This window comes from Streptomyces sp. GS7, from assembly GCF_009834125.1.
Taxonomy (GTDB): Bacteria; Actinomycetota; Actinomycetes; order Streptomycetales; family Streptomycetaceae; genus Streptomyces.
Genome location: NZ_CP047146.1, coordinates 3,844,726 through 3,867,583 on the forward strand (window position 1 = coordinate 3,844,726; position 22,858 = coordinate 3,867,583).

Genomic DNA, 22,858 nt, shown 5'->3' on the forward strand with positions numbered 1-22,858 from the left:
TCCCAGCGGAGTTGACCGACGAGGTTGTTCCGGCTGCCCTCGTTTCCCCCCGACAGCGATATCGGCCGATGGGCGGGCGGAATGGTCCCGCCGCGATGTTCGGTTGACTCGACAGCGGCGGCTGCGCAGGGAGGAGTTCGGGATGAGGGCAAAGCCTGCCAGAACCACTCAAACCGCGTCGCACTGGGGCGTGTACCGGGTGGAGACCGACGAGGCCACCGACGAGGTCATGGCGACCACGGGCGTCCCGTTCGATCCCGATCCTCCGCCGATCCAGGCCAGCCTGCCGGCGATCGTGCATGATCAGCTGCGTATAGACCAGCCATATGTCCGCGAGGGCTACCTGCGCCGCCGCGGCGCCAGCCGGGCCGACCGCGGGAGTGAGAACTTCGTCCCTGTCAGCTGGGACAAGGCGTTGGAGTTGGTGTGCGACGCGTTGCTGGACACCCGGGAGCGGGTGGGCAACGAGTCGATCTACGGCGGCTCCTACGGCTGGGCCAGCGCGGGCCGGTTACACCACGCGCCGAGCGTGTTGAAGCGGTTCCTCGGACTGTTCGGCGGTTACACCGACAAAAGTGGCAACCACAGCTTCGGTGCGGCGCTGGGCATCATGCCCTATGTCATCGGCCGCGCCGATATCAACAATCTCGTCGTGCGTTGGCCCGAGGTGGTGGCGCACACGCGGTTGCTGGTGCTGTTCGGCGGCGCCGCGTTGAAGAACACTCAGATCGACTCCGGTGGCGCGGTCAACCACGACAACGCGGACTGGTTCCGCGCCGCCCGCGCGGCCGGCGTCGAGATCGTCTGCGTCAGCCCCTGCCGGCAGGACGTGATGCAATCCGCCGCGCCGGAGTGGATCCCTATCCGGCCCAACACAGACCTCGCCCTGTTACTGGGCCTGGCGGGCACCTTGGTGGCCCAGGGCTTGGTCGACCGGGAGTTCGTCGCGAGCCGGTGTGTCGGCTACGCCGAGTTCGAGCGCTACCTGACCGGCCGGTCCGACGGTCAGCGCAAGGACGCACACTGGGCGGCCCAGATCACCGGGGTGCCCGCCGAGGTGATCGACCGGCTGGCCCGCCGGATGGCGGCCACCCGAACTCTGGTGAACACGAGTTGGTCGGTGCAGCGGGCGGACCACGGCGAGCAGCCGGTATGGGCGACCGTGGCGCTGGCCAGCATGTTGGGTCAGATCGGTCTGCCCGGCGGAGGCTTCAGCCTGGGATTCGGAGCGACCAGCGGGATCAGCCTCGACCGTCCGGCCGGGATCCCGCGCCCCACGCTTCCGCTCGGACCCAACCCGGTGTCGACGCGGATCCCGGTGGGCCGGGTCGCAGATCTGTTGCTGAATCCCGGCGCAACGCTGCCGCACAACGGGAAAACGATCCGGCTGCCGCGGATCGAGCTCGTGTACTCCGCCGGCGGGAACCCGTTCCACCACAACCTCAACCTCAACCGGTTCGTGGCCGCATGGCAGCGGCCCGGCACAGTGATCGTGCACGAACCCTGGTGGACACCGCCGGCCAGACACGCCGACATCGTGCTGCCCTCGACCACCACGCTGGAACGCAACGACATCCAGGCCGCTGACCACAGCAGATTCTGGATCGCGATGCATCGGGTCCTGCCCCCCTATCGGTTGGCACGAAACGACTTCGACACGTTCGCGGAGCTGGCCGACCGGCTCGGCTTCGGACCGGGCTATCACGCGGGGCGCGACGAAATGCAGTGGCTGCGGCACATGTACGACCAGGCTCGCGGCATCGCCACCCAGCGCGGTTTCACATCGCCGGACTTCGACAAGTTCTGGACCAGCGGGATGTACGAGTTCTCCAGCTAGCGGGAACACCCGGTCCTCCTCGGTGATTTCCGCGCGGACCCCGACGCGCACCCGCTGAACACGCCGTCCGGTCGGATCGAGCTGGTCAGCGAGACCATCCGGTCCTACCAGTACGAGGACTGCCCCGCGCACCCGACCTGGCTGGAACCGGCGGAGTGGCTCGGCAGCCCGACCGTGGCCCGTTATCCCCTGCACCTGCTGACCAACCAGCCGGCACATCGCCTGCACAGCCAACTCGACAACGCGCCACTGAGCCGCCAAGCCAAAATCGCCGACCGCGAGCCGATTCTCCTGAACGCCGCCGACGCCGAGCACCGCGGGATGCAGGAAGGCGACGTGGTGCGGGTGTTCAACGACCGGGGCTCCTTCCTCGCGGGCCTGCGGATCGCCGACTCTGACACACTGCTGCCCGGAGTCGCCCAGATCGCAACCGGCGCCTGGTACGACCCCCTGACTCCGGGCGCGCCGGGCACTCTGGAGAAACACGGCAATCCGAACGTCGTCACCCTGGACAAGGGCACCTCCCAACTGTCCCAGGGCTCGGCTGCCCAGACCTGCCTGGTCGAAGTCGAGCGCCACGACAATCCGCCCCCGGTCACAGCGTTCGACCCACCTCCTATAGCAGACCCGGAGAAGTAGGTCGGCCTGACCGCGCGCCGGGCGGCGACGATGTGCAGGCTGCGCAGCTCATCCTCGGCGCCGACCGCCCCCAGCCGATGCGGCACGGCCCTCCAGGGACGCCCGGCTGAGACGACAGACGACGGGGTAGCGCGGCGATCACGGCGTCGCGGTCTCGTTCCAGGCCGCGGGTGAAGGCGTGCAGATGGGGCAGGTCGGTTGCGCGGACCTGGGCGATCCAGCGCGCGAGCGCGTCGGTATTTCCTGCGTGAGGCGTCAGGAGCTGGGCGAACTCCGTGATGTGGCTGGCGAGTTGAGTCATCTCGGGGCAGGCTGTGGTGAGCTTGGCCAGGAGTTCGTGATGTTCGGCCTTGAGGTTGTCGGGCCTGGTCAGCAGCATCCGGGCGAACCTGCGCGGGGAGGTGTGGCTGCGGTCGGCGTCCGCGCGTCCTTGGTTGACGTACTTGTGCAGGAGATTGAGACAGCCGGTGAAGCCGAGGGCCTTGATCTCTTCGAAGAGGTGCTGGATGGGGACGGCGGGGTCCTCGGCGCGGCGTGTGCGCAGGTGCTCGCGGTAGGGGTCGACGAGGCCGGCGCGGTACTTGGGGACGCGGAGCATGCGCTCGGGCCGATCGGCTCGGGCGTAGCGTTTGACGGTGTTCAGGGCCAGTTGTAGGCGGCGGGCGCATTCGAGCAGGCCCACGCCCTGGTCGAGCAGGTCGTGGACCTGGTGCCAGCGTTCCAGGGTGGTCTGTGCGCGGGGTCCGTCGTACAGGGGCGCGTCCAGGACGGTGGCCCAGCAGCTGCTGTGCGCCTTCACCTCGCTCAGGGCGGCTTCGGACAGGTTGCGCCAGACGTGCCAGCGATCACCAACCTGGACCGCGTCCGGCGGGGCGCGGCGGATGGCCTGGGTGTAGGTCGCGGAGCCGCCACGGCACACGACCTCGATGCCTGGATGCTCGCGCAGCCACGCCTCCAAAGTGTCGGCCGTGCGGTCGGGCAGTACGTCGATCCGCTCATGGGTTTCGGCGTCGATTACCACGGTGGCGTAGCGGTGGCGCCGGCGCAGAGCGAAGTCGTCGACGCCGATCACGCGGTGTACCCGGCCGCCGGGCAGCGGGATGCGCAACAAGGTGCGCAGGGCCGTGTGACGCGACAGGCCCATCGCGAGTAGCGCCAACAAGCGGGCTCCCGCCCGGCCCGCTAACTCCCGCACCACGGAGATGACTTGCCTGGTCAGACGGGCTGTGCGGCGCTGGTGACGCTCCAGGACCCCGGGCACCTGCTCACGGAAGGTGTGGCGGCAGCCGCGCGTGGGACACACCAGACGCCGCACCCGCACACGGACCACCACCCGCCGGCCGCCAACCGGGACGTCGGCCACCGTCCGCCAGCGATAGCCATGCACGCGTCCCGACGACGCCCGGCACACCGGACAGACCGCGGAATCCTGCGGAGTTCGTGCCCGCACCACGATCCGCTCACCCTCGTCGACCACGCCCTCGATGACCAGCGGAGACAGACCAGAAAACACCGTCTGCACAAGCTCGTTGACATCCATCACGCCGATGTCAACGACCCTCACGACTCTCCGTCACCACCGAAAGTGAGACATGGCCAAACGAGCGGTGTAACCAGAGTGGTTGGGGTTAGTGTCGGGGTGCGGAGAGTCGACCGTCGAAGGTGATGTCGGTAGGCGTATCGCCCTGAGGCTGGCTCCGATGCGAATTCGTGGGGGCGGCGCGGCCAGCAGGACGTCCGATGACGGCATGGACAGGGTGGTATTCCCTGGCTGCGGCTGGTCGTGGTCGCGGACAACCGGCACGTGGGGCTGCAGCTTATCCGTACTTGCGCTGCCAGTGCCGCATCAGACAGCCTTTGCCCTGTAGTTATGGTGACGTGCCGGTCGGATTCTGGTCCGGACAGTGTGGTGTCGCCAGGTGCGGTGCTCAGGCGCGTGGCGGGACGCTGGCGATCTCTCTCCTGGCATGGCGGCGGACACCGATCGGCAGCTGTGGGGCCGACTGTTCGATCTCTTCCCACTCGGACGATGTGACGTCGACGTCTGTCTCGGTCATCTGGTCCCGGTTCGCCAACCGCAGTTCCACCTGTCGACGGAGGGCTGCGTAGCGCACAGCAGCGGCTCGGTGGCGCGAGGCGAGTTCGGGGTAGTTCCAGACCAGTTGCCCGGCACTGAGCGCGGCCGTCAACAGGCTGGCGGCGCCGGCTACCACACGAACACCTGTGAGGCCGGAGGCCGAGAGTGAGGCGAAGAGTGTTGTACCGACGACGGCGGACAGCATGGCTGTGGTGATGCCGCTGACGCGGTTCCAGTGATCGAATCGCTCCGAGGCGATGTTGTGAGCCACATGGAGCATCTGTAAGCCACGGCTCCAACGCTCCAGTATCTCGGCGCAGTTCGGAACGCCGCCATCTGCCACCATGTGCACCCCCGCCTCGACAGTCACGCCCAATGCGCACTCACCATCTCGCCCGACTGTGAAGTCACTGTCAAGAGCGCACCGTGAGTCGCGGGCCGGCTCCTACCGGGCCATGCCCCAGCGCCGACTCCGCGCCGCCTGATCTCCGCGCGGATGGTTGAGCCTTGTGGCGGCAGCTCCCGCCCGCGAGGAACAAGGCCTGCCGCATGGCAGGCACGGGGCCTTGAGCGCTATCCCCCAGCGTTCGGCACCTCGGTCCGCCCAGCCGACTCGAGACGACGGCTGGGCTCGTGCCTGGTGCACGCAGGCTGTCCAGAACCGCACCCCTTGCTCTTGTGCTGGGTTGGCCGTGGGGAGTTGGCTACAGCGCTACCACTGCGGGTGCGTGGCATACGGGCGGGGGTAGGGCGGTAGGACGTTGGTTCAGCGTCGTAGGTGAACGCTCGCAGGCAAGCAGTCGGCGAGAGGTCGAACTGCCTCTCGCCGACGCTCGTTGCAACGTTTCTGAGGTTCGCTACCCGAACGCGGACGTCACGCGAGACGACATATGTGGCCTCTGGGGCGCGGCGCCCCCTGCGGCGCTAGAGGCGGAGTGGGACCTCGCCTGTTGCCATGAGGCGGTAGTTCGGTCTTCGTGCAGGTTGCTCCAGCCCGACGAGTGGGATGTGGCCAGTTGGGCTTCCGCTGCGGCCTCTCGGAGATCATTGAGGACATCGCCGCGCTCAGCGACCAGAGCTTCGTAAATCGGCGTGTTACTGGATGCTGTCTGTATAGCTTGCATATCGGATGCGTATCCCCCGTGTCGTTTCGGCCGCCTACTTGGCGGCTCCCTCGTGTCTACCACGAACTCCGTCCGGAGGTTCGATCTGGCCCCCCCACCATGTCCAAGGCCTTTGCTGCTTCCACAGAGTTCATGACCCTGCCAGGTCGGCCCGTCGCGGGGGCGCCCCCACGTTCCCCTCCTCGGAGGGGCGGGCCCCGTCGCGGCAGCCTTCCGCGCGCTCGCGGCCCTGACGTGGAGGTGATCGCCTCCCACAACCTGGGTCGGTTCTTCAGCTACTTCACGATCCACTCCAACGTCCTGCTGGTCGTCGCCTTCGCCTGTTCCGCCCGACGTGCCTGGACCGGGCGACCTACCATCCCCGCAACGTATCTCGTCTTCACCGGTGTCGATCGACGTCACGACAACGTCGGCGAGCGACGCGAACAGTATCGTCGGCAGGCAGGGCGGCACCTCGTTCATGGCCCCGCACCTTCTCCCTGACGGGCATCAAGTCCCGCTCCTTTCGGGATACTTCACGTTCGAATCGGCTGGGGTCTGCGCCACGAAGAGTGACACAAGTTGAGCCAGAGCCAGATTTCAAGCGGCGCTGACACCCGCGGCTGGGTTAATCCACCTCCGCACCCGCCCTGGCGCATGGCCGCTCTGGTTCGGATGCCCGTGCGAGCCACCTGCCGCGGCCAAGGACAACGGACGGGGCACCCAACGGCGTCAGGTCGAGAGCCCGGCATAGCCGCTCCAGCTCCGCAGCAGCCACGGACTCAGAGTCCGCAAGCACCGTGTACGCCGTCGGTGTGCCACCATTCTGCCCCGATGTAGGCAAGTTGACTGCGTAACCCGTTGAACCGCCCGAATCATGTGGAGCCGCACGCGTAGCAGGCGCATGGCGGGGCGCGGTGCGGCCCGCCCAGCAGCGGGACGGGCCCACTCTCAGTCGGACTGTTCGCGTTAGGCCGTCGGGCAACCAGCGGCTTTGAGCCCGTTGTTGAGCTGCCTCTTCAGAGCGGTTTCCTTCTGCGGTGTGCTGTCCTGGTTGGGGATGGTCAATTTGATCTCCTTCTTCACCGTCATCGCCACCGTCATGTCACGCGGGACGACCGACTTGGGGTCGCCGTAGGCGACGGTGACGTTGTAGGATGGCTTGTCCTTTTTGTCGAGGGGGGAGAGGCGCTTTTTCGCCGCGTTAGGGCGGTCACGACACCCACCGCGCCGGGCAGGGCCGACATTCGGCGCGAGTGGCGGTACGAAGACGGCGGTGATCCGGTCATCGGGACCCCTCCATAGGGGTAACGGCCGGTAGCAGCAGACGAGCACAGCCGTCGTTCGGACAGCCGGCCGCGACCGGCGCATCCAGGGGCATGGTCGACCTCAGGGCACCGGTGCAGGAGGGCCGCGTGCTTGGTTCTTTGATCCGATGGCCGAAGCTCCTCCCAGGATGGGATGTTCACGCCACGACGGCCGTTCGCTGGTGTGCTGAGCGAAGTAGTTCTCAATGCGCCCTTCGGCTCCAACTACCTGCACGAGGCCTTCGAACCCACCGCCCGTGCCATCGTCGGCCTGGAGAAAGCCCTTACTTCGGGCGAGGATGATCAGGATTAGGTTCGCGGGGTTGTTGGGTGTCAGCGGGAGTGCTGCAGGAAGGCGATGAGAGCGGCTGTGAGTTCGGCGGGTGCGTCTTCTTGGACGAGATGGCCCGCCCCTGCGATTGGCTCAAGTCGCGCGCCTGGGATGCGGCCGGCGAGTTCGCGTCCTTTCGCTATGGGAATCCAGGTGTCGTCCTGGCCCCAGCACACCAGTGTCGGAATGTCGATCTCGCCGTACCGGTCCTGCACCTCATCGGTGTAGAGCTGGTCGGCCTGGGCGATCTGCCGGTAGAAGGCTGCCTGGCCGAGGTCGTCGAGCCAGGGCCGGACGAGCCGGTCGAGGACGGCTGGGTGCAGGCCGGGGCTGCTTGCCGAACTTACGTACTCGCGCACCAGAGCGTGGTGCAGTGCGGGCGGCAGCTGCTCGAACACCTCTGAGTGCTCGCCGACGAGCCGGAAGAACGGCGACCCCCACGGTGCCAATGCGACCGGGTCGACCAGAGCGAGCGCGCGGTAACCGGCGCCGTGCAGCAGATGTGCCCGCAAGGAGACGGCACCGCCGAAGTCGTGGGCGACCACCAGGGGGTCCTCCAGGTCCCAGTGGTTCAGGAGCTCGGTGAAGACCCGGCCCTGGGCAGCCAGGGAGACATCCTGGCCGGCGGACTTCTCCGATGCCCCGTAGCCGGGCATGTCCCACACGAACACCTGGTGGCGCCGGGCGAGTGAGCGGGCGACGGCACGCCAGACATACGAGGAGAAGGGGGTGCCGTGAAGAAGGACGACCGGATCCTGGCCAGGCCGTCCGAGACTGTCCCAGCGGACGTCGCCGGACGTGCTCCGGAATGTCTCGGTCAGGTGCCATTCACTCACGGGTGCTTTCCTCTCGGTAGTGCCTCCGGCCCAACGCGGTAATCAAGCCGGGTGTGGTCCGGACAACTCCATCACAGGTCGGCGGCGCCGTGCCCGGACAGGGAATTCACCCAATGCCAGATCACGCGACGGCGGGCGTGAGCGGTCTAACTCCCCAGCGGATGCCCTTCTCGCCGCGCATACGGGCGCGCTCGCGGCGTTGGGCGGCCAGCACATCGGGGTGGCGGGCATTGGCATTTCGCCACTGCAGGTAGGCGTGCAGAGCCCGGGTCTGCACGGTGTGGTTGGGGTGGTTGGAGTTGGCGATGGTGAACTGCCGCAGCGGTCCGAAGTGGGCTTCGATCGGGTTCGCCCACGAAGCGTAGGTCGGGGTGAAGCACAACTCGGCCTTGTTCTCCTTCGCCCAGTGGCGGATCTTGTCGCCGGTGTGAGGGGCGCAGGCGGAGCTTGTCGTCGGGGCGCACGGGCTTGAGCCAGTGCAGTTCGTCCACCCCGAGGCTGCCGAGACTCGCAACCGCGGACAGGTAGTGCCTGGCGAACAGCTGCATCATCAGGGCCACGGTGTGCCACCCGCTGGCGACCAGCCCTCCGAACGGCCCCTGCTGCGCCGCGACGGGATCGACGTGGAAGGACTGGGGGTCGTACTGGGAGGCGAAGCCGATGATCTCCTCCTCGGTGACCGCGACGCTGCCGTGCTCGTACACCGCGCCCGCCGTGTAGTCGTCGAAGTACCGGTCGTCGATGGGGCGGTGAATCCGTCGGCTCCCTGATGGACGTTCATCTGGCTCTTCCTTCCGTTTTCTGGGCAGCAGCACTGCGGGCAGGAGGCCGAGGAGGGATGCCGGTAAGAACCGTGTCGCCAGCCTCAAATTCAGTGACTACTCCGTGGACTTCGCAGGTTGGGGCAGTTCGACTGCGGCTGTCGCCTCGGCGTGTGCCACCTCACCGCCCTGCAACTCGGGCAGGTACTTGTAGATGGTGTTCCTACTGACGCCGAGGAGCCTCGCGATGGACGTGACGGTGTTCCCCGGGTGGGTGAGCAGATCCCAGGCATGACGCACCTGTTCCTCGGCCATGACTGGGGGGCGCCCGCGTCGGGCGCCGCGGGCTCGGGCGGCGTCCAGACCCTCGTTGGTGCCCTGAACGATGAGTTCGCGGATGAACCCGGCCAAGGGCGCAAGGACGTGGAAGACCAGGCGCCCGTCCGGCGTGGTGGTATCGGGCGCCTCGTGCAGCGAGGTAAAGCCGATGCCCCGCTCCACGTGGGCGCACTACTTGGCCGGGGCGTTGTCGTTGTCGAGAAGGCGTTTGGGGTGCATGCCGTCGACCATGCCCATGAACGGGGGGTGAATGCTGTAGCCAAGCATGCGACGGATGTCCTCGGACACCGCCTGGACGGTGTCGCGGCTGGTGGACAGGGTGAATGCCTCCTGAGGACGCAGCCAGGGCCGGCAGTACTGAGCGGTGAGAGCAAGGCGGGGAAGGCTGGAGGTGTTGGCGCCTCCGCTGTGCCAGAGGGTGCCGACGAAGAATACGCACGAGCCGGGCGGCATTTCGGCCGCGATCCGTGGGTCCTGGTCGGTGGGGCGGCGCTTGTCCCCCCACCGGTTGCTGCCGGGCAGGAGGACAGTCGTGCCGTTGTCCGCGGTGAACGGGTCGATGGCCCAGATGGTGGCGGCGCCGAGCGGGTGGCGGGGGCGTGGGACGGGGTAGAGGCCGTCGTCGGGGTGCAGCAGTTGCGCGTCCTCGCCGGGAAGAATGTTGATGACCTGCAGTTGGGAGAGCAGGTAGTTGGGTTCGAACAGTCGGTCCAGCAGTGCCAGGATGCGTGGATGGTCGATGAGCCGGTCGCAGGCGCGGGTTTTGTTGAGCAGGCTGTAGACCCGCTGGGTGCGGTGGCCTTCAAATGCGTTGCGGCCGGTGCGGCTGAGCAGGGAGGCAACTGCTTCCTGGATCTGGTGGCATTCGGTCGGGGTGAGCAGGTTCTCCAAGATGACGTAGCCATCACGTGCGACTGCGGCGAGATCGGACTCAACCGTTGCGGGATCGAAGGCGGCGCCCGCGCTGGGGGTGGTGCGGTGTGTACGGGCCAGGTCGCCGGTGAGGTCTTCCAGGGTCTCGACTTGGTGCTCGGGTCCGAGCGACGGTCGGGCGGACATGGGGAAGCCCCTTTTCAGGTGGTGGCGGGCAGGCCCACGGCACCGGCGACAAACGCCCATAGCTGGGTGGCGGCAGCGGTGGCGGGCGGACGTGGAGTGCGGGTGAGCGCGACCGAGACCAGGGCGGTGGTTCCGCTGAGCACGGCAGCGGCCAGCAGTTCTGGATCACGGTCGGCGGGAAGCTCACCGCAGCCTTGGGCATGGGCGATGTTGCGCGCGCCCAGTTCGATCAGACGGGACAGTTGGCCCGTGTGGCAGGCGGCTACGTCGCCGTCGCCGGCCAGGCCGCCGAGGATCATCGGGGCAAGCGGCTCGGCATACAGGAAGTCGACCCAGTCACGTACCCGCAGCTGTTCCCGCTCGGCCCAGGTCGCAGCGTCGTATTCGCGCACCGCGCAGGCACCGTCGAGTCGCTCATAGAGGGCATAGACCACCGCGATGAGCAGACCGCTGCGGGTGCCGAAGTAACGGTAGGGCAGTCCCGTGCTGACCCCAGCCCGCCGGGCGACGGCAGCTACCTCCAACACACCGCTGTCGGCTAGTTCTTCGGCGGCGGCGCGCAGCAGTTTGTTCCGCGAGGCGGCGCCCCGAGACGGTGACGGTGTGTTCATGCCAGGAGATTGAGGTGAGCTCAACTCAACAGTCAAGGTATCCCAGATCAGCCGCCGAGCGGCCGTCACGGTCCTTCAGGATGCCGACTCCGCCGCACCGTCCGGATTCGACCGCGTAGCCTGCGCATCGGGTGCGGTACCTGCTCCTGGGACCGATTGTGGCTACAGACCGGCTGCCGGGTCGTCCGTGGCCGCGGTCCGCAGCGGGTGGTGGCCCTTCTCGTCGAGCTGGGCGAGTTTCGCTTTCGTGGTCGACGGTGGTGGAGCCGTAGGTGCGCCGGTGGTGTCCCCCTCGTCGACGAGCACGGCGTCCCGGTCGCGGTCCGACGTCATCGGCACCAAGGTCCGCGCCCTAGCCGACCGCGGCGCCGTCCGGGACCTCATCGACGTGCACGCGGCCGCCGAACACCGCACCCGCCGGGAACTCGAGCAGCTCGGCGAACGCCACGGGCGCGACGCCTTCCGCTTCGGTGATCTGCGCGACCGGCTCGCTGGCGCCGAGCGGTACGACGACGAGGAGTTCGCCGCCTACGGCCTCACTCAGAACGCCATCGCCGAACTCAGAGGCTGGGCCCAGCAATGGGCGAGCGACCTGGACGAGCGGCTGGTCAGACGAGTACGAGGTCTGACCTGCCCGACGCGTCGCACTGCAGATCGCCGGTGTGTGGATCCACTGCGGAAGATGGGCGGTGTTGGGCCTGGCTCCGGTCGGCATCTCCTCGGCCTCCGTAGCACCGTGGCCAGCCAGTCGACAGAACGGCGTCGAGGGTATTGTCGCCCTCTTCACGAAGCTATCGACTTCCCGCCCTCACTCGTCGTGGTGGCAGCTGCATAGGTGATTTCGACTACTGGTCCGGTGGCCGTGCCCAAGGAGCGAGGCGTTGACCGAGCGCTACGTCTTCCCTTCAGTACCTCAGATTTGTGCGTGCACGCTCTCCAGCTGTTCCCCAGCGATGAGGCAGGACACTTTCCTCGCAGTGGGCGTGATTTCTTCTCGCTACGTGCACATGAGGCGAGGTGGTGCGTGTCCATTGCCGCGGGGATGCTCGTAATTCCCTAAAGGTTCCGGGGGCTTGGGGGTGGGCGAGATCGTGGGTCTTCCTGGGACTCCTGTGGGGACTCGGGATCGGCCTCGTGTCCGGGTTCGAGGCCCCTGTCGACGTCCGGTCTGCGGTCAGTCCCTCCGACGTGCTGCGCAGCATCCGCCGGACGGTGTTCTTCCAATTGCTCGTGTGGTCGGTCGTCGTCGGTTGTGGAGGCGGTCTCCTTGCCGGGTTCGGCGGCGGGTACGTGGCGGAGGTTGTCGGGAGGCTTTGGCACTCGTGGGGATTCCTCGGCGCGATGCCGTTCGAGTTCGGGAGCGTGCTGGGGACCGGCCTGGTCAACGGGGTCGTGTTCGGGTTCATGGCCGGAGTCATGTTCGGGATCGCATACGTGCTCAGTCTGACCGCCTGGGGGCAGTGGGTGGTCCTGATCCGGATCTGGCTGCCGCTGAGGGGGCGGCTGCCATGGGCCGTGCACGCGTTTCTGGACGACGCCTACCAGCGGGGGGTACTGCGGCAGGCCGGCGCCGTCTACCAGTTCCGCCATGCGCGACTGCAGGGCCATCTGACGCACGTCGCGGAGGCGGCGGGGCGCGGGGGCGGTCGGCGGTGCCGGGGGGAGGCGATGGGGACGTCTGGGCGTTGCTGAGGTCAGTGCCTGCGGGCTGCTACTTCTGGCTCAGCGGGTCGGTCAGCCCTTGCTCAGCGGGTCGGTCAGCCCTTGGGGAGCGTGCCGGTGTGGGTCGCAGGAGGCGGGGTGAATCTGGCCGCCGGAGTGTCGGTCGGGTCGTGCCGGTCGGCTGGCGGGTCAGTGGAGCTGCCGTCCATGCTCGCCACGTAATGCTTTTCGTCCGCAGCCTGTCGTGTTCCAGCAAGTGCGTAGTTCAGTGGCCGAGGGGTGGTTGAGATTGCGGCCAAACGCGGACCGATGCCCGCCCGCCGACCACGTCCACTACGACCAGGTCGCACAGATCGACCTGCCGTCCTGGAGCCGCGGCCATGTCACCCTCGTCGGCGACGCCTGCCGGGCGGTCTCCCTCCTCGCCGGCCAAGGCGCCTCCCCGGCCATCGCCGGCGCCTACCTCCTGGCCCAACGCCTCGACCGGGATGCCACGGTCGGGACCGCAACTGGACCACTACGAGCGGTCCTGGCGGCCGGTCGTCGCGGACCGGCAGCGCACCGCACGGAACGCCGCCCGCTGGTTCGTCCCCCACTCCGCCCGGCAGCTCCACGTCCGCCGCGCGGTGCTCAGGGCGACGAGCCTTCCGGTCATCGACCGGTACGTCGGAAAGACCCTCGCGGGAAAGCCGAGCACCCTGCCCCTGTGAGTACAGCAGCCGGCCGACGACGACTGCCGCCGCCGACTCGGCGGTTTCGTGGGAAGGGAAAGACACCCGTCAGCTCTCACGACGGAGGAAGTCGCGAGCGCCGCGCAGTGTGGTGCGCAAGGAGCGTTGCGTCCGAGTGCTGTCCAAGCGGACGTCCAGCGCCCCCGGGAAGCCGGTGCCGGCGCGGCTTCCGGCGGTCAGCATGGCGACGTCCAGGCCGTCGCGGTCGGCGATCAGGACACCGAGTTCATGTCGGCTGACGGCATCGGACCCGGCGAGGTGGCAGACGCCCGCGTGGCCGGAGGCGGCCAGCTCAAGAATGGCCCGGGCGAGGTCGGCGACGTGAACGGGGCACCGGACGTCATCGGTGAACAGCACGCCATGGCGTCGCCCGGCGGCCAGATCGTGGACGAACGCCTCGTGCACGGAGCCACCGTCGCCGATGATCAGCGAGGTGCGAGCGATGACGGCGGCCGGGGCGAACAGGCGGATCGCGGTCTCGGCCGCCGCCTTCGCAGCCCCGTAGGGGGTGACCGGATCGGGCACGGCGGACTCGCCGTAGTGGACGTCGGAGCCGGAGAAGACGGCGTCACTGGATACGTGCACCAGCCGGGATCCGTGCCGCGCGGCGGCCATCGCCAGGCAGATCGCTCCCTCGGCCGTGGTGGCCCAGTCGGCCTTGCGGTACGCCGCATTGATGACGACGTCCGGCCGGGCCTTCCCGAGCGTCGGCGCGATCTCCTCCCCGCGACGCAGGTCCAAGGGCAGCCAGCGGATCCCGGGGAGGTCACCGGCGCGGGTCGCGAAGGTCGCCGTCACGGCGTGCCCGTCCGCCCACGCCTGCCGAGCCAACTCGCGGCCCAGGAAACCGCTTCCGCCTACGATCAGGATGTTCACGAGGCGCCACGTTAGGGCCCCGCGCGGCGCTCCATGCGGGTTGCGACGGTTTTTTGCCAACGGCGGCCCACACACCGTTCCGCGGAGCGTGCCGCCGCCGACGGCCGCCGCATGGCAGGGTGGGGGTATGTGCGGCCGATACGTCTCCACCCGCCGCCCGCAGGACCTTGCGGGCATGTTCGACGTCGCTTCCTGGGACCCTGCCCAGGCGCTCGCCCCGAACTGGAACGTGGCTCCGACCAACGACGTGTGGTCGGTCCTCGAACGCGTCGCGCGTGACACCGGCGAGATCACCCGGCAGCTGCGACCGCTGCGCTGGGGCCTGGTGCCGTCCTGGGCGAAGAGCCTGAACGTCGGCGCGAGAATGATCAACGCCAGGGTCGAGACCGTCGCGGAGAAGCCGGCCTACCGCCGGGCCTTCGCCAAGCGCCGCTGCCTCCTGCCGGCCGACGGCTTCTACGAATGGCAGGCCCTCGCGGCAACCGAGACGTCCAAGGCCCGCAAGCAGCCGTACTTCATCAGCCCCGAGGACGGCCAGGTCATGGCGCTCGCCGGCCTCTACGAGTACTGGCGCGACCCCGACATCGCCGACGACGACGCGCCAGGGGCATGGTGGACGACCTGCACGATCATCACGACCGAAGCCAGCGACGCCGCCGGACGCGTCCACCCCCGCATGCCGCTGGCCATCGCCCCCGCCGACTGGAGCGCCTGGCTCGACCCCGCCCACCACAACGCCGACGAACTCCGCGCCCTGCTGGCCGCCCCCGCCGCCGGCCACCTGAACACCCGAGCGGTGTCCACCGCGGTCAACAACGTTCGCAACAACGGCCCGCAGCTCCTGGACGCCGCCGCCGACGACCACGCCTGAGGCCGGCCGGCAGGCTCAGCTGCGTTGCGCACCGGCGAGTTGGCCCCGTGAGCCGGTCGGTTCACGGTGCCGGACGCAAGATCATCAAGTTCTCCGGGTCCGGGACGGGCGCGAAGCCGACCTTCGCGTAGACCTCGTGAGCGTCGCGCGTGGCGAGCAGAACCCGCTTGAGCTTGTAGGGGGCGAGGTGATCGCGCACCGCGCCGGCCAGCCGGGTTCCGAGGCCCTTGCCACGGTGCTCAGGAGCGACATACACATCGCACAGCCAGGCAAAGGTGGCCCGGTCGGTGACGACGCGGGCGTAGGCGACTTGGGAGCCCACGGAGTCGTAGATGCCGAAGTTCACCGAGCCGCGTATCGACTGCTCGACCGTTTCCCGGCTGCGTCCCAGTGCCCAGAACGCATCAGTCGAGAGCCAGCGGTGCACGAGGGCGACATCGAGACGATCCGGGTCCATGGAGAGTTCGTAGCCGTCTTCCCTGCTTCTGATCACGAAGAAGCAGCGTAGTGACGCGGATTGGTTTTTCCAAGTGCGAACTTGGAAAAGGCAAGTAGCACGCCAGGTCAGTCCTTGCGGCCTGTGGCGGCGACGGTGACACCGAGGCCGATCATGGCCAGCCCGCCGAGGCCGCCAACCAGGGAAAGCCGGCGGGGCGAGCGGGCGAACCAGTCCCGTGCGGTGGCCGCGGCCAGTCCCCACGCACTGTCGGAGGCCACGGCGATGATGTTGAAGACCAGCCCGAGCAACAGCATCTGCGCCGTGACGTGCCCTTGGCCGCGGTCGACGAACTGCGGCAGCACGGCCGCGAAGAACACCATGGTCTTGGGGTTCGCCACACCGACCGCGAAACCCTCCCACAGCGTACGCAGGCTGCCCCGCGCCGCCTTGTCGGCGGTGAACGCGGCCTGGAACGAGCCGCGTTCACGCCACGCCCTGACGCCGAGACACACGAGGTAGGCGGCGCCGGCCAGTTTGAGCACGGTGAAGACGACGACGGAGCGTTCCACGACGGCCCCGACTCCCAGTGCCACGGCCACGATGAGCACATAGGCTCCCAAGGTGTTCCCCACGACGGTGGTCAGCGCGGCGCGGCGCCCTTGTGCCAGCGCGCGCCCGACGACGAAGAGGACGCTGGGCCCGGGAATCACGATCAGCAGGAATGACATGGCCGCAAAGGCGAGCAGGCGGTCAGCAGGCACCATGGTGTTCATGTAAGCACGCACACGGTGCGCATCTCATGCCGTTTTCCCGCCCGGGGCGCAGCGCCCGTGACCCTGCGCCGCGCCTACGAGCACCGCCCTACCCACACCGCGGAGACGTCAACTCCGTTGCCCGCGCCGTAGCGTCGCCGCCATGACCGGAATCCGTCGCGCTGCGCCCGGAACACGGCAGATTCCCGCTGGTCATGCTCTCGCCCGGATTCGGCACGCCGCGCACCGAACTGATCTGCCTCGCCGAGCAACTGGCCGGCCGCGGGTACGTCGTCGCGCTCGTCGACCACACCTACGAGAACTCGGGCACCACCTTTCCCGACGGGCGGACGCTCACCTGCGCCGTGTGTGACAAGCCCCCCGCTCGGAAGTCACCTTCCACTCCTGATCTGATGCCCCGCAGTGGTGCCCCGCGTCCTCGTACGAGTCGAACGTACGAGGACGCGGTGGGGCAACAACCCTGCCCCGCCGGCCAGTCAGCCCATGCTCTTGGCGCCGTCCAGGGACTCGCGGATGATGTCGGCGTGGCCGGCGTGCTGGGCGGTTTCGGCGATGACGTGCATCACCACCCGGCGCACCGTCCAACGTGCCCCCGCTTCGAACCACGGGGCCTTCGGCAGCGGCTGGGTGGCGTTCAGGTCGGGCAGGGTGGCGACCAACTCGTCTGTCCGGCGGGCCACTTCGGCGTAGTCGGCCAGCACACCGGCCAGCGTCTCGGTGGGCAGCAGGCGGAACTCGTCGGCCCGGCGGGCCCAGTCCTCCTCGGTCATGGCGGTGAAGTCGCCCATCGCGGACGGGCCCTCCAGGACGAAGTCCCCCCAGTGCCGCTCGACCGAGGTGACGTGCTTGATCAGACCGCCCAGGCACAGCTCGCTGGCCGTGGTCCGCTGCCGGGCCTGGTCGTCGGTGAGGTCGCGGGTGGTGAAGCGCAGGAACCGCCGCTGGTGGGCCAGCAACGCCAGCAGGTCGGCACGCTCACCGGTGGCGGCCGGAGCGTCGGCCGGGTCGCGGTCGGTGGATTCCGTGCCGGTGATGATCTCGCTCATGGTCTCCGTCTTCCCTTGGTTCCGTGCCGTCGGCGTCTCGTGCCGTCGGCGTCCCTGTTCCGTCGGTCAGGGATGACGTTAGGAGCCATAGCGGTCACTTTCTGACCTGAATACGGGGAGAATCAAGGACATGGCAAATACCAGTACCCGGACGTTGCAATTGCTGTCCCTGCTTCAGACCCACCGGTACTGGCCAGGCACCGAGCTGGCCGAGAGACTGGGGATTTCGGTCCGCACCCTTCGGCGGGACATCGACCGGCTGCGGGAGCTGGGATATCCGGTCGAGGCGCAGCGCGGCGTCGACGGCGGCTACCAGCTCGCTGCGGGCGCGGCACTGCCGCCGTTGGTGATCGACGACGAGGAGGCGGTGGCCCTGGCCGTGGGGCTGCAGACCGCGGCCCAGGGCGCGGTGGAGGGCATCGCCGAGTCCTCGGTCCGGGTGCTGGCCAAGGTCGTGCAGGTGATGCCGGCCCGGCTGCGGCGCCGGGTGGAGAGCCTGCGCACGATGACCGAGCCGGCCGACTGGGGCGCGGAGGCCGGGGCGGACGTCGACTCCGCCGTCCTCACCACGGTCGCCTTGGCGTGCCGGGACACCGAGCAGCTCCGCTTCTCCTACAGCGCCGCCGACGGCCGGATCACCGACCGGCACGTCGAACCCCATCGCCTGGTCCGTCTCCGCCGGCGCTGGTACCTGGTCGCCTACGACGTCGCCCGGCACGACTGGCGCACCTTCCGGGTCGACCGGCTCACCGCACCGCACAGCACCGGCTCCCGGTTCCGGCTTCGGGACCTGCCCGCCGCCGACGCCGCCGAATTCGTCCGTGCCCGCCTGAACAACGTTCCCCGCCCGTACCGCGTGGAGGTTCTGGTCGACGCCCCGGCCGCGACCGTGCGCGAACGGATCGGCCGATGGGGAACGGTCGAGGAGGTCGACGCCGGGCACTGCCGTGTACGTATGACCGCCGACTCCCTGGACTGGCCGGCCATGGCGATGGGCGTGCTCGGCGCGGACTTCCATGTGCTGCACCCGCCCGAACTGCTCGACCGGATCCACGAGTGGGGTACCCGCTTCCACCGCGCGTCGTCCCGGCGCGGCGGGGGATAGGTCTGCCCCCGGGAACTGCCCTGGCCCCGGGGGCAGCGGGCGGCTTGCCTTGCCAACGGCCGACGGCGAGCACCCGACCGCGGCTCAGGCGAGCACCCGACCGCGGCTCAACTGCGGTGGGCACACGGGCTCTTGCGCAGCACGGCGTGTTCCGGCTCCTGTCGGGAGTCGTCCTCGGCGACCGTGTCGTCGGATCCGAAGACGACCTGGTAGCCGCGTTCGTCTGCCTGCCGGGCCGTGGTGCGGCAGCCGCCGGTGTCAGGTGAGGCCCGCGGCCTGTTCCGTTGTGTTCCGGGGCGCCTTCTCGCGGCGCGGGAGCAGGAGCGGGGTGGCCAGGAGGAGGACTCCGGCGAGCGCGATCGCGGTGCGGGGGCTGGTGACGGCGGCCAGCAGACCCCACACGGCGGTCATGGCCGCGATGCTGGTGCTGCTGCTGACCGCCCACGCGGACAGCGTCCGGGCGACCCGGTCGGGGGCGGTGTGGTCGAGCCGGTAGGTGGCCAGCACGGGGTTGAACACAGCGCAGCAGGTCACCAGTCCGAGCTGGAGGACGATGATCAGTACCATCCCGGGGACGCCGGGCCGGACGAACGCCAATCCCACAGGCCAACACGCGCGCAGCGCCCCGGCGGTGAGCATCACCTTGTGCTGTCCGAACCGCGCCACGAGGCGGGGCGCCAGGCGTGACCCGACGAGACCGCCGACGCAAGGGGCCGCGAACACGAAACCGTACTGCCAGGGTGCGAACCCGAGGTGGCCCAGCAGGAGTACGGCGAGCAGCGGCTCGGAGGCCATGATCAGGCCGTTGGCCACGATGGAGTTGAAGAGCAGCGGGCGCAGCGTGGGATGGGTGAGGATGTGGCGCCATCCTTCGAGCAGATCCCCGGCGCGCAGCCGCGGTGCACCGGTCCGTGCGGGGCGCGGCTCGCTCCCGCCGATGGAGCGGATGCCCAGTGCCGACAGCAGGTAGCTGACCGCGTCGGCCACCACACTCGTCACCGGGCCGAACAGCCCGATCGCGGCCCCGCCGAGCGGTGGTCCGACCACCGTCGCGGTCCACATCGTGGACTCGAACCGGCCATTCGCGACGAGCAGGTCCTCCGGCGGCACGAGCGCCTTCAGATACGCACCGCTGGCCGCCCTGAAGGTGATGTCGGCCGCGGCGACCACGACGGAGACGACGAGAAGTTGCACGAAGCTGAGCCAGCCGAGCGCGAACGCGGCGGGGACGCTCAGCAACGCGGCGAAACGGGTCAGGTCCATCGCCACCATGACCGGCCGCTTGCGGCGGAACTCCACCCACGGACCGAGCGGCACCGCCACCACGGCCCCCACCGCCCGCCCCGCGGCAGACAGCGCCGCCACCTGGGTCGGCCCGGAGTGCAGCACGAGGACCGCGATCAGGGGAAACGCACCGAACCCGAGCCATGTGCCGTACACGCTGACCGCGTACGCTGCCCACAACCGCCGGAACTGCCGCCCCAGCGTCCGCCTGCCCGCCATGTCCCACGCGCCTCTCGCCGATGTGAACAACCACTCGATGACCATCGGTATCAAAGCGACTGGCAGATGCCCGGATCAAACAACCGACCCGACAGCAAAGCACAACCATTGGTTGTGCATGTACCGTGGTCGGCGTGGATCTCGATGTTGTGCGCACCTTCGTGGCCGCCGCCGACGCCGGGCGGTTCCAAGACGCTGCCGCCGAACTGTCGATCACCCAGCAGGCCGTCTCCAAACGCATCGCCACGCTGGAGAAGATCCTCGGTGCGCGGCTGTTCACCCGCACCGCGCGAGGCGCGACGCTCACCATCGACGGACAGGCGTTCCTGCCGCACGCCCGCGATCTTCTACGGGTCGAAGAGCGGGCGGTCGCCTCAGTTCGTCCCGGCCGCCGCGCGCTGCGCGTCGACGTGATCGGCCGGCGGCTCGCCCCGGCCGGCCTGCTGCGCGACTTCCATCGTGCGCACCCCGAGATCGAGCTCGATGTCGTGACGCTCTTCGACGCCGACGCGGCCATCAACGCCATCCGGACCGGCACGATCGACGCTTCCTTCCGCGCCGTCACCATGCCCGGCCGGCAGCTTCCCGACGACATCGGGGCCGCCCGGGTCTTCGACGAGCCGATCGAGCTCCTCACGGGACCGGCCCACGAACTCGCCGGCGCCCGCGCGGTCACGCCCGCCGAACTCGTCGGACACCGGATCTGGATGCCCGGCATCGTCCCCGGCACCGAGTGGGGCGCCTACTACGACGCCCTCGCCACCGCGTTCGCGCTCACCATCGAGATCACCGGCCCCGACTTCGGTATCGAACCGCTGCTGGACACCATCACCGACTCCCGGTCACTGGCGACCTTCGTCGGCGAGGAGACGCGCCTCGTCTGGCCCGTCGACCACGGCCTGCGGCGCATCGCCGTGCGGAACCCGACACCCGTCTACCCGCACTCACTGGTATGGCACCGCGACAACCCGCATCCGGGACTCGCCGCGCTCCGCGACCACCTCCGCTCCGGGCGGCGCGACCACTCCGACGCCGGGACCTGGACGCCTACTTGGGCGTAGCGGTCAGGACCGCGGGACGACCCGACACCCGGGAGGTGAGGGGGCACTGGAGTGGGAAGCGCCAGGCGCCCGCCGAACGTCCGCCGTCGTGAAGGCCGGACCCGCTGGGAACCCTGCCGGGTTCCCGGCCGTGGGAAATTGCCGAAAAGTGTCTCCCGATAGCCCGGTTGAGCAGCAACGATGCGATGGTGAATCATGATCATCGTCGTGCCGTGAACCGCCGCCGGGCTTTCCGGGTCGGTCTGGCCACCCTCAGCATGCTGTCGTTGTCGTCCGCGCTGCCCGCCGCCGCGCAGCCGGCCGGCTCCTCCGCCCCGACGTCGCGTTCCGTACGCCCGACGACCGCGGCCGAAGCGCGCACCGCCGCCTACCTGGAGTCCGTGCGCCAGGACCCGGCGCGGCTGCGCGGCTTCTTCCTGCACCTGCCGAAGGGCGGTGATCTGCACAACCACCTCTCCGGCGCCATACCCACCGAGTACCTGATATCGCTCGCCGCCGAGGACGGACTGTGCATCGACGAAAAGACCATGACGGCGGTCGGGGCGCCGTGCGGTCCCGGGAAGCGGCCGGCGGTCGACGCCCGGACCGACCGGGCCTTCCGCGACGCTCTGATGCGCGCCTGGTCCATGGAGGACTTCCCGGCGGGACAGCCAGGGCACGACCACTTCTTCGACACGTTCGGCAAGTTCGGTGAGGTGACCTGGCGCCACCGCGGCAAGCTGCTGTCGAAGGTCGCCGACGACATCGCCGGGCAGAACCAGTTCTACCTGGAGACACTGGTCACGCCCGCCTCCGAGGACGCCAAGAAGCTTGCCGACCAGGTCGGTTGGGACGGCGACTTCGACCGTATGCACAAGGCCCTGGTCGCTGACGGCGGACTGGACCGCCTGGTGGCCACCGCCCGCAAGGAAGCCGACGACGCCGACGCCGAGCTCCGTACGGCTTCCCACTGCGGCACCTCCCACCCCGCCCCGGGCTGCCGCCTGACCGTCCGCTGGAACTCCCAGGTCTCCCGCGGCAGCAGCCCCCAGCGGGTCTTCACGCAGATGGAACTGGGCCTGCGCCTGGCCGAGCGGGACGGACGGTTCACCGCGGTCAACCTCGTCCAGCCCGAGGACGGCGAGGTCGCCCTGCGCGACTACTCCCTCCAGATGCGGATGCTCGCCTATCTGCACCGCACCTATCCGCGCGCCCACATCACCCTGCACGCGGGCGAGTTGTGGCCGGGCCTGGCCAAGCCGGAGGACCTGAAGTCCCACATCGACGAGGCCGTCAACGTCGCCCACGCCGAACGCATCGGCCACGGCGTCGACCTCGTCCACGAGGACAACTGGCGGCAGCTGGCACGGACCATGGCCGAGCGCCAGGTGGCCGTCGAGGTCCCCTTCACCAGTAACGCCCAGATCCTCGGTGTGAAGGGAGCCGAGCACCCCTTCACGACCTACCGCGCGTACGGGGTGCCGATCGTGCTGGCCACCGACGACCCCGGCATCTCCCGCATCGACATCTCGCACGAGTACCAGTACGCGTCCACCACGTACGGTCTCGGCTACGGCGAACTGAAGGATCTGGCCCGCGCCTCGCTGCAGTACTCGTTCCTGCCGGGCCGCAGCCTGTGGCAGGGCAACCCGACCCGGTACGGCTACCACCCGGCCGCCGCCTGCCGCGGACAGCTCCCCGGCGGCAGAACCCCCGGTGCCGCCTGCCGCCGCCTGCTCGCGTCCAGCCCCAAGGCAGCCGTCGAGTGGCGGCAGGAGACCGCCTTCGCCTCCTTCGAGCGGCAGTTCACCACCCACCGCTGACCGCTGTTCCCCGCACGGCCTCGGCGCACCCGTTCCCGTCACGCACGGGGCGCCGAGGCCGTGCGCTGCCGTACGTACCCGCCCCGACC

23 protein-coding genes and 2 pseudogenes are annotated in these 22,858 nt (G+C 69.0%); 9 read left to right on the plus strand and 16 right to left on the minus strand.

The genetic code is table 11. From position 1 onward, the window contains the following. The first annotated feature begins 142 nt into the window (after positions 1-142). Positions 143-1,837, plus strand: coding sequence for a molybdopterin-dependent oxidoreductase (locus tag GR130_RS16920; protein ID WP_201304911.1), 1,695 nt, complete (start codon positions 143-145; stop codon positions 1,835-1,837). 174 nt (positions 1,838-2,011) lie between these two features. Next, positions 2,012-2,476 carry a molybdopterin dinucleotide binding domain-containing protein gene (locus tag GR130_RS39825; protein ID WP_201304912.1) on the plus strand — a complete coding sequence of 155 codons (465 nt, stop codon included), beginning with the start codon at positions 2,012-2,014 and terminating at the stop codon, positions 2,474-2,476. On the opposite strand, the gene GR130_RS16925 is transcribed toward GR130_RS39825, so the two are convergent. The 3 genes from GR130_RS16925 to GR130_RS16935 all read right to left on the minus strand — a co-directional run bounded on the left by GR130_RS16925 (position 2,454) and on the right by GR130_RS16935 (position 7,027). Next, positions 2,454-4,016 (minus strand): ISL3 family transposase, encoded by a 1,563-nt coding sequence (locus tag GR130_RS16925; protein ID WP_268977967.1) that lies wholly within the window; start codon positions 4,014-4,016, stop codon positions 2,454-2,456. The genes GR130_RS39825 and GR130_RS16925 overlap by 23 nt on opposite strands. A 388-nt stretch (positions 4,017-4,404) precedes the next feature. Beyond that, positions 4,405-4,923 carry an SLATT domain-containing protein gene (locus GR130_RS16930; RefSeq protein WP_236573072.1) on the minus strand — a complete coding sequence of 173 codons (519 nt, stop codon included), beginning with the start codon at positions 4,921-4,923 and terminating at the stop codon, positions 4,405-4,407. Positions 4,924-6,625: 1,702 nt separating this feature from the next. Further along, complete coding sequence (locus GR130_RS16935; protein WP_159505516.1) at positions 6,626-7,027, minus strand: hypothetical protein; 402 nt, start codon at positions 7,025-7,027, stop codon at positions 6,626-6,628. Positions 7,028-7,117: 90 nt separating this feature from the next. Here GR130_RS16935 and GR130_RS16940 point away from each other — a divergent pair, with 90 nt between their 5' ends. Further along, the gene (locus tag GR130_RS16940; RefSeq protein ID WP_159505517.1) at positions 7,118-7,276 is read left to right on the plus strand and encodes a hypothetical protein; all 159 of its coding nucleotides are present in this window, start codon (positions 7,118-7,120) and stop codon (positions 7,274-7,276) included. A 20-nt stretch (positions 7,277-7,296) separates the two neighbouring features. Here GR130_RS16940 and GR130_RS16945 read toward each other — a convergent pair whose 3' ends face one another. The 8 genes and pseudogenes from GR130_RS16945 to GR130_RS41850 form a co-directional block, all read right to left on the minus strand. Beyond that, positions 7,297-8,130, minus strand: a complete 834-nt coding sequence (locus tag GR130_RS16945; protein WP_159505518.1) for an alpha/beta fold hydrolase — start codon at positions 8,128-8,130, stop codon at positions 7,297-7,299. A 121-nt stretch (positions 8,131-8,251) separates the two neighbouring features. After that, positions 8,252-8,545 (minus strand): annotated as a pseudogene (locus GR130_RS40525) (IS630 family transposase); the annotation flags it as partial. 67 nt (positions 8,546-8,612) lie between these two features. Further along, a pseudogene (locus tag GR130_RS40530) lies at positions 8,613-8,945 on the minus strand (MaoC/PaaZ C-terminal domain-containing protein); the annotation flags it as partial. Between the two features lie 63 nt (positions 8,946-9,008). After that, positions 9,009-9,392: a recombinase family protein gene (locus GR130_RS16955; RefSeq protein ID WP_159505519.1), complete on the minus strand. Its 384-nt coding sequence runs from the start codon at positions 9,390-9,392 to the stop codon at positions 9,009-9,011. 9 nt (positions 9,393-9,401) lie between these two features. Further along, complete coding sequence (locus GR130_RS16960) at positions 9,402-10,289, minus strand: phytanoyl-CoA dioxygenase family protein (protein WP_159505520.1); 888 nt, start codon at positions 10,287-10,289, stop codon at positions 9,402-9,404. A 14-nt stretch (positions 10,290-10,303) separates the two neighbouring features. After that, entirely contained in the window at positions 10,304-10,900 is a 597-nt protein-coding gene (locus tag GR130_RS16965) for a TetR/AcrR family transcriptional regulator (protein ID WP_159505521.1), read from the minus strand. 162 nt (positions 10,901-11,062) lie between these two features. After that, complete coding sequence (locus GR130_RS16970) at positions 11,063-11,233, minus strand: hypothetical protein (RefSeq protein ID WP_159505522.1); 171 nt, start codon at positions 11,231-11,233, stop codon at positions 11,063-11,065. A 19-nt stretch (positions 11,234-11,252) separates the two neighbouring features. After that, positions 11,253-11,615 carry a hypothetical protein gene (locus tag GR130_RS41850; RefSeq protein ID WP_159505523.1) on the minus strand — a complete coding sequence of 121 codons (363 nt, stop codon included), beginning with the start codon at positions 11,613-11,615 and terminating at the stop codon, positions 11,253-11,255. 473 nt (positions 11,616-12,088) lie between these two features. Here GR130_RS41850 and GR130_RS16980 point away from each other — a divergent pair, with 473 nt between their 5' ends. Then, positions 12,089-12,592, plus strand: coding sequence for a hypothetical protein (locus GR130_RS16980; RefSeq protein ID WP_201304913.1), 504 nt, complete (start codon positions 12,089-12,091; stop codon positions 12,590-12,592). 458 nt (positions 12,593-13,050) lie between these two features. Next, positions 13,051-13,272 (plus strand): hypothetical protein, encoded by a 222-nt coding sequence (locus GR130_RS16985; RefSeq protein WP_159505524.1) that lies wholly within the window; start codon positions 13,051-13,053, stop codon positions 13,270-13,272. A 69-nt stretch (positions 13,273-13,341) separates the two neighbouring features. Here the strand turns inward: GR130_RS16985 and GR130_RS16990 are convergent, their stop codons facing one another. Then, entirely contained in the window at positions 13,342-14,169 is an 828-nt protein-coding gene (locus GR130_RS16990) for an SDR family oxidoreductase (protein ID WP_159505525.1), read from the minus strand. Between the two features lie 127 nt (positions 14,170-14,296). Here GR130_RS16990 and GR130_RS16995 point away from each other — a divergent pair, with 127 nt between their 5' ends. Then, on the plus strand, positions 14,297-15,040 hold the full coding sequence (locus tag GR130_RS16995) for an SOS response-associated peptidase (protein ID WP_159505526.1): 744 nt from the start codon (positions 14,297-14,299) through the stop codon (positions 15,038-15,040). 61 nt (positions 15,041-15,101) lie between these two features. Here GR130_RS16995 and GR130_RS17000 read toward each other — a convergent pair whose 3' ends face one another. The 3 genes from GR130_RS17000 to GR130_RS17010 form a co-directional block, all read right to left on the minus strand. Then, positions 15,102-15,497 (minus strand): GNAT family N-acetyltransferase, encoded by a 396-nt coding sequence (locus tag GR130_RS17000; RefSeq protein ID WP_159510031.1) that lies wholly within the window; start codon positions 15,495-15,497, stop codon positions 15,102-15,104. A gap of 107 nt (positions 15,498-15,604) precedes the next feature. Beyond that, positions 15,605-16,243, minus strand: coding sequence for a LysE family translocator (locus GR130_RS17005; protein WP_159505527.1), 639 nt, complete (start codon positions 16,241-16,243; stop codon positions 15,605-15,607). A gap of 485 nt (positions 16,244-16,728) precedes the next feature. Then, a complete protein-coding gene (locus GR130_RS17010; RefSeq protein WP_159505528.1) occupies positions 16,729-17,298 on the minus strand; it encodes a DinB family protein in 570 nt (189 codons plus the stop codon). Positions 17,299-17,428: 130 nt separating this feature from the next. Between GR130_RS17010 and GR130_RS17015 the strand changes: the two genes are divergently transcribed. Next, the gene (locus GR130_RS17015) at positions 17,429-18,403 is read left to right on the plus strand and encodes a helix-turn-helix transcriptional regulator (RefSeq protein ID WP_159505529.1); all 975 of its coding nucleotides are present in this window, start codon (positions 17,429-17,431) and stop codon (positions 18,401-18,403) included. A gap of 258 nt (positions 18,404-18,661) precedes the next feature. Here GR130_RS17015 and GR130_RS17020 read toward each other — a convergent pair whose 3' ends face one another. Then, on the minus strand, positions 18,662-19,906 hold the full coding sequence (locus GR130_RS17020; RefSeq protein WP_159505530.1) for an MFS transporter: 1,245 nt from the start codon (positions 19,904-19,906) through the stop codon (positions 18,662-18,664). A gap of 134 nt (positions 19,907-20,040) precedes the next feature. On the opposite strand from GR130_RS17020, the gene GR130_RS17025 reads away from it, so the two are divergent. After that, positions 20,041-20,967 (plus strand): LysR family transcriptional regulator, encoded by a 927-nt coding sequence (locus GR130_RS17025; protein ID WP_159505531.1) that lies wholly within the window; start codon positions 20,041-20,043, stop codon positions 20,965-20,967. Positions 20,968-21,224: 257 nt separating this feature from the next. Beyond that, the gene (locus GR130_RS17030; RefSeq protein WP_236573978.1) at positions 21,225-22,769 is read left to right on the plus strand and encodes an adenosine deaminase family protein; all 1,545 of its coding nucleotides are present in this window, start codon (positions 21,225-21,227) and stop codon (positions 22,767-22,769) included. The last annotated feature ends 89 nt before the right edge of the window (positions 22,770-22,858 follow it).

What these genes read in the sequence shown, in the direction of transcription:
- GR130_RS17030 (WP_236573978.1), top strand. Translation starts at nt 21,225, where the DNA reads ATGCTGTCGTTGTCGTCCGCGCTGCCCGCCGCCGCGCAGCCGGCCGGC.
- GR130_RS16940 (WP_159505517.1), top strand. Translation starts at nt 7,118, where the DNA reads ATGTTCACGCCACGACGGCCGTTCGCTGGTGTGCTGAGCGAAGTAGTT.
- GR130_RS16965 (WP_159505521.1), bottom strand. Translation starts at nt 10,900, where the DNA reads ATGAACACACCGTCACCGTCTCGGGGCGCCGCCTCGCGGAACAAACTG.
- GR130_RS41850 (WP_159505523.1), bottom strand. Translation starts at nt 11,615, where the DNA reads ATGCCGACCGGAGCCAGGCCCAACACCGCCCATCTTCCGCAGTGGATC.
- GR130_RS17020 (WP_159505530.1), bottom strand. Translation starts at nt 19,906, where the DNA reads ATGGCGGGCAGGCGGACGCTGGGGCGGCAGTTCCGGCGGTTGTGGGCA.
- GR130_RS16960 (WP_159505520.1), bottom strand. Translation starts at nt 10,289, where the DNA reads ATGTCCGCCCGACCGTCGCTCGGACCCGAGCACCAAGTCGAGACCCTG.
- GR130_RS17000 (WP_159510031.1), bottom strand. Translation starts at nt 15,497, where the DNA reads ATGGACCCGGATCGTCTCGATGTCGCCCTCGTGCACCGCTGGCTCTCG.
- GR130_RS16935 (WP_159505516.1), bottom strand. Translation starts at nt 7,027, where the DNA reads ATGCGCCGGTCGCGGCCGGCTGTCCGAACGACGGCTGTGCTCGTCTGC.
- GR130_RS16920 (WP_201304911.1), top strand. Translation starts at nt 143, where the DNA reads ATGAGGGCAAAGCCTGCCAGAACCACTCAAACCGCGTCGCACTGGGGC.
- GR130_RS16995 (WP_159505526.1), top strand. Translation starts at nt 14,297, where the DNA reads ATGTGCGGCCGATACGTCTCCACCCGCCGCCCGCAGGACCTTGCGGGC.
- GR130_RS17015 (WP_159505529.1), top strand. Translation starts at nt 17,429, where the DNA reads ATGGCAAATACCAGTACCCGGACGTTGCAATTGCTGTCCCTGCTTCAG.
- GR130_RS17010 (WP_159505528.1), bottom strand. Translation starts at nt 17,298, where the DNA reads ATGAGCGAGATCATCACCGGCACGGAATCCACCGACCGCGACCCGGCC.
- GR130_RS16970 (WP_159505522.1), bottom strand. Translation starts at nt 11,233, where the DNA reads ATGACGTCGGACCGCGACCGGGACGCCGTGCTCGTCGACGAGGGGGAC.
- GR130_RS17005 (WP_159505527.1), bottom strand. Translation starts at nt 16,243, where the DNA reads ATGGTGCCTGCTGACCGCCTGCTCGCCTTTGCGGCCATGTCATTCCTG.
- GR130_RS16985 (WP_159505524.1), top strand. Translation starts at nt 13,051, where the DNA reads ATGCCACGGTCGGGACCGCAACTGGACCACTACGAGCGGTCCTGGCGG.
- GR130_RS16925 (WP_268977967.1), bottom strand. Translation starts at nt 4,016, where the DNA reads ATGGATGTCAACGAGCTTGTGCAGACGGTGTTTTCTGGTCTGTCTCCG.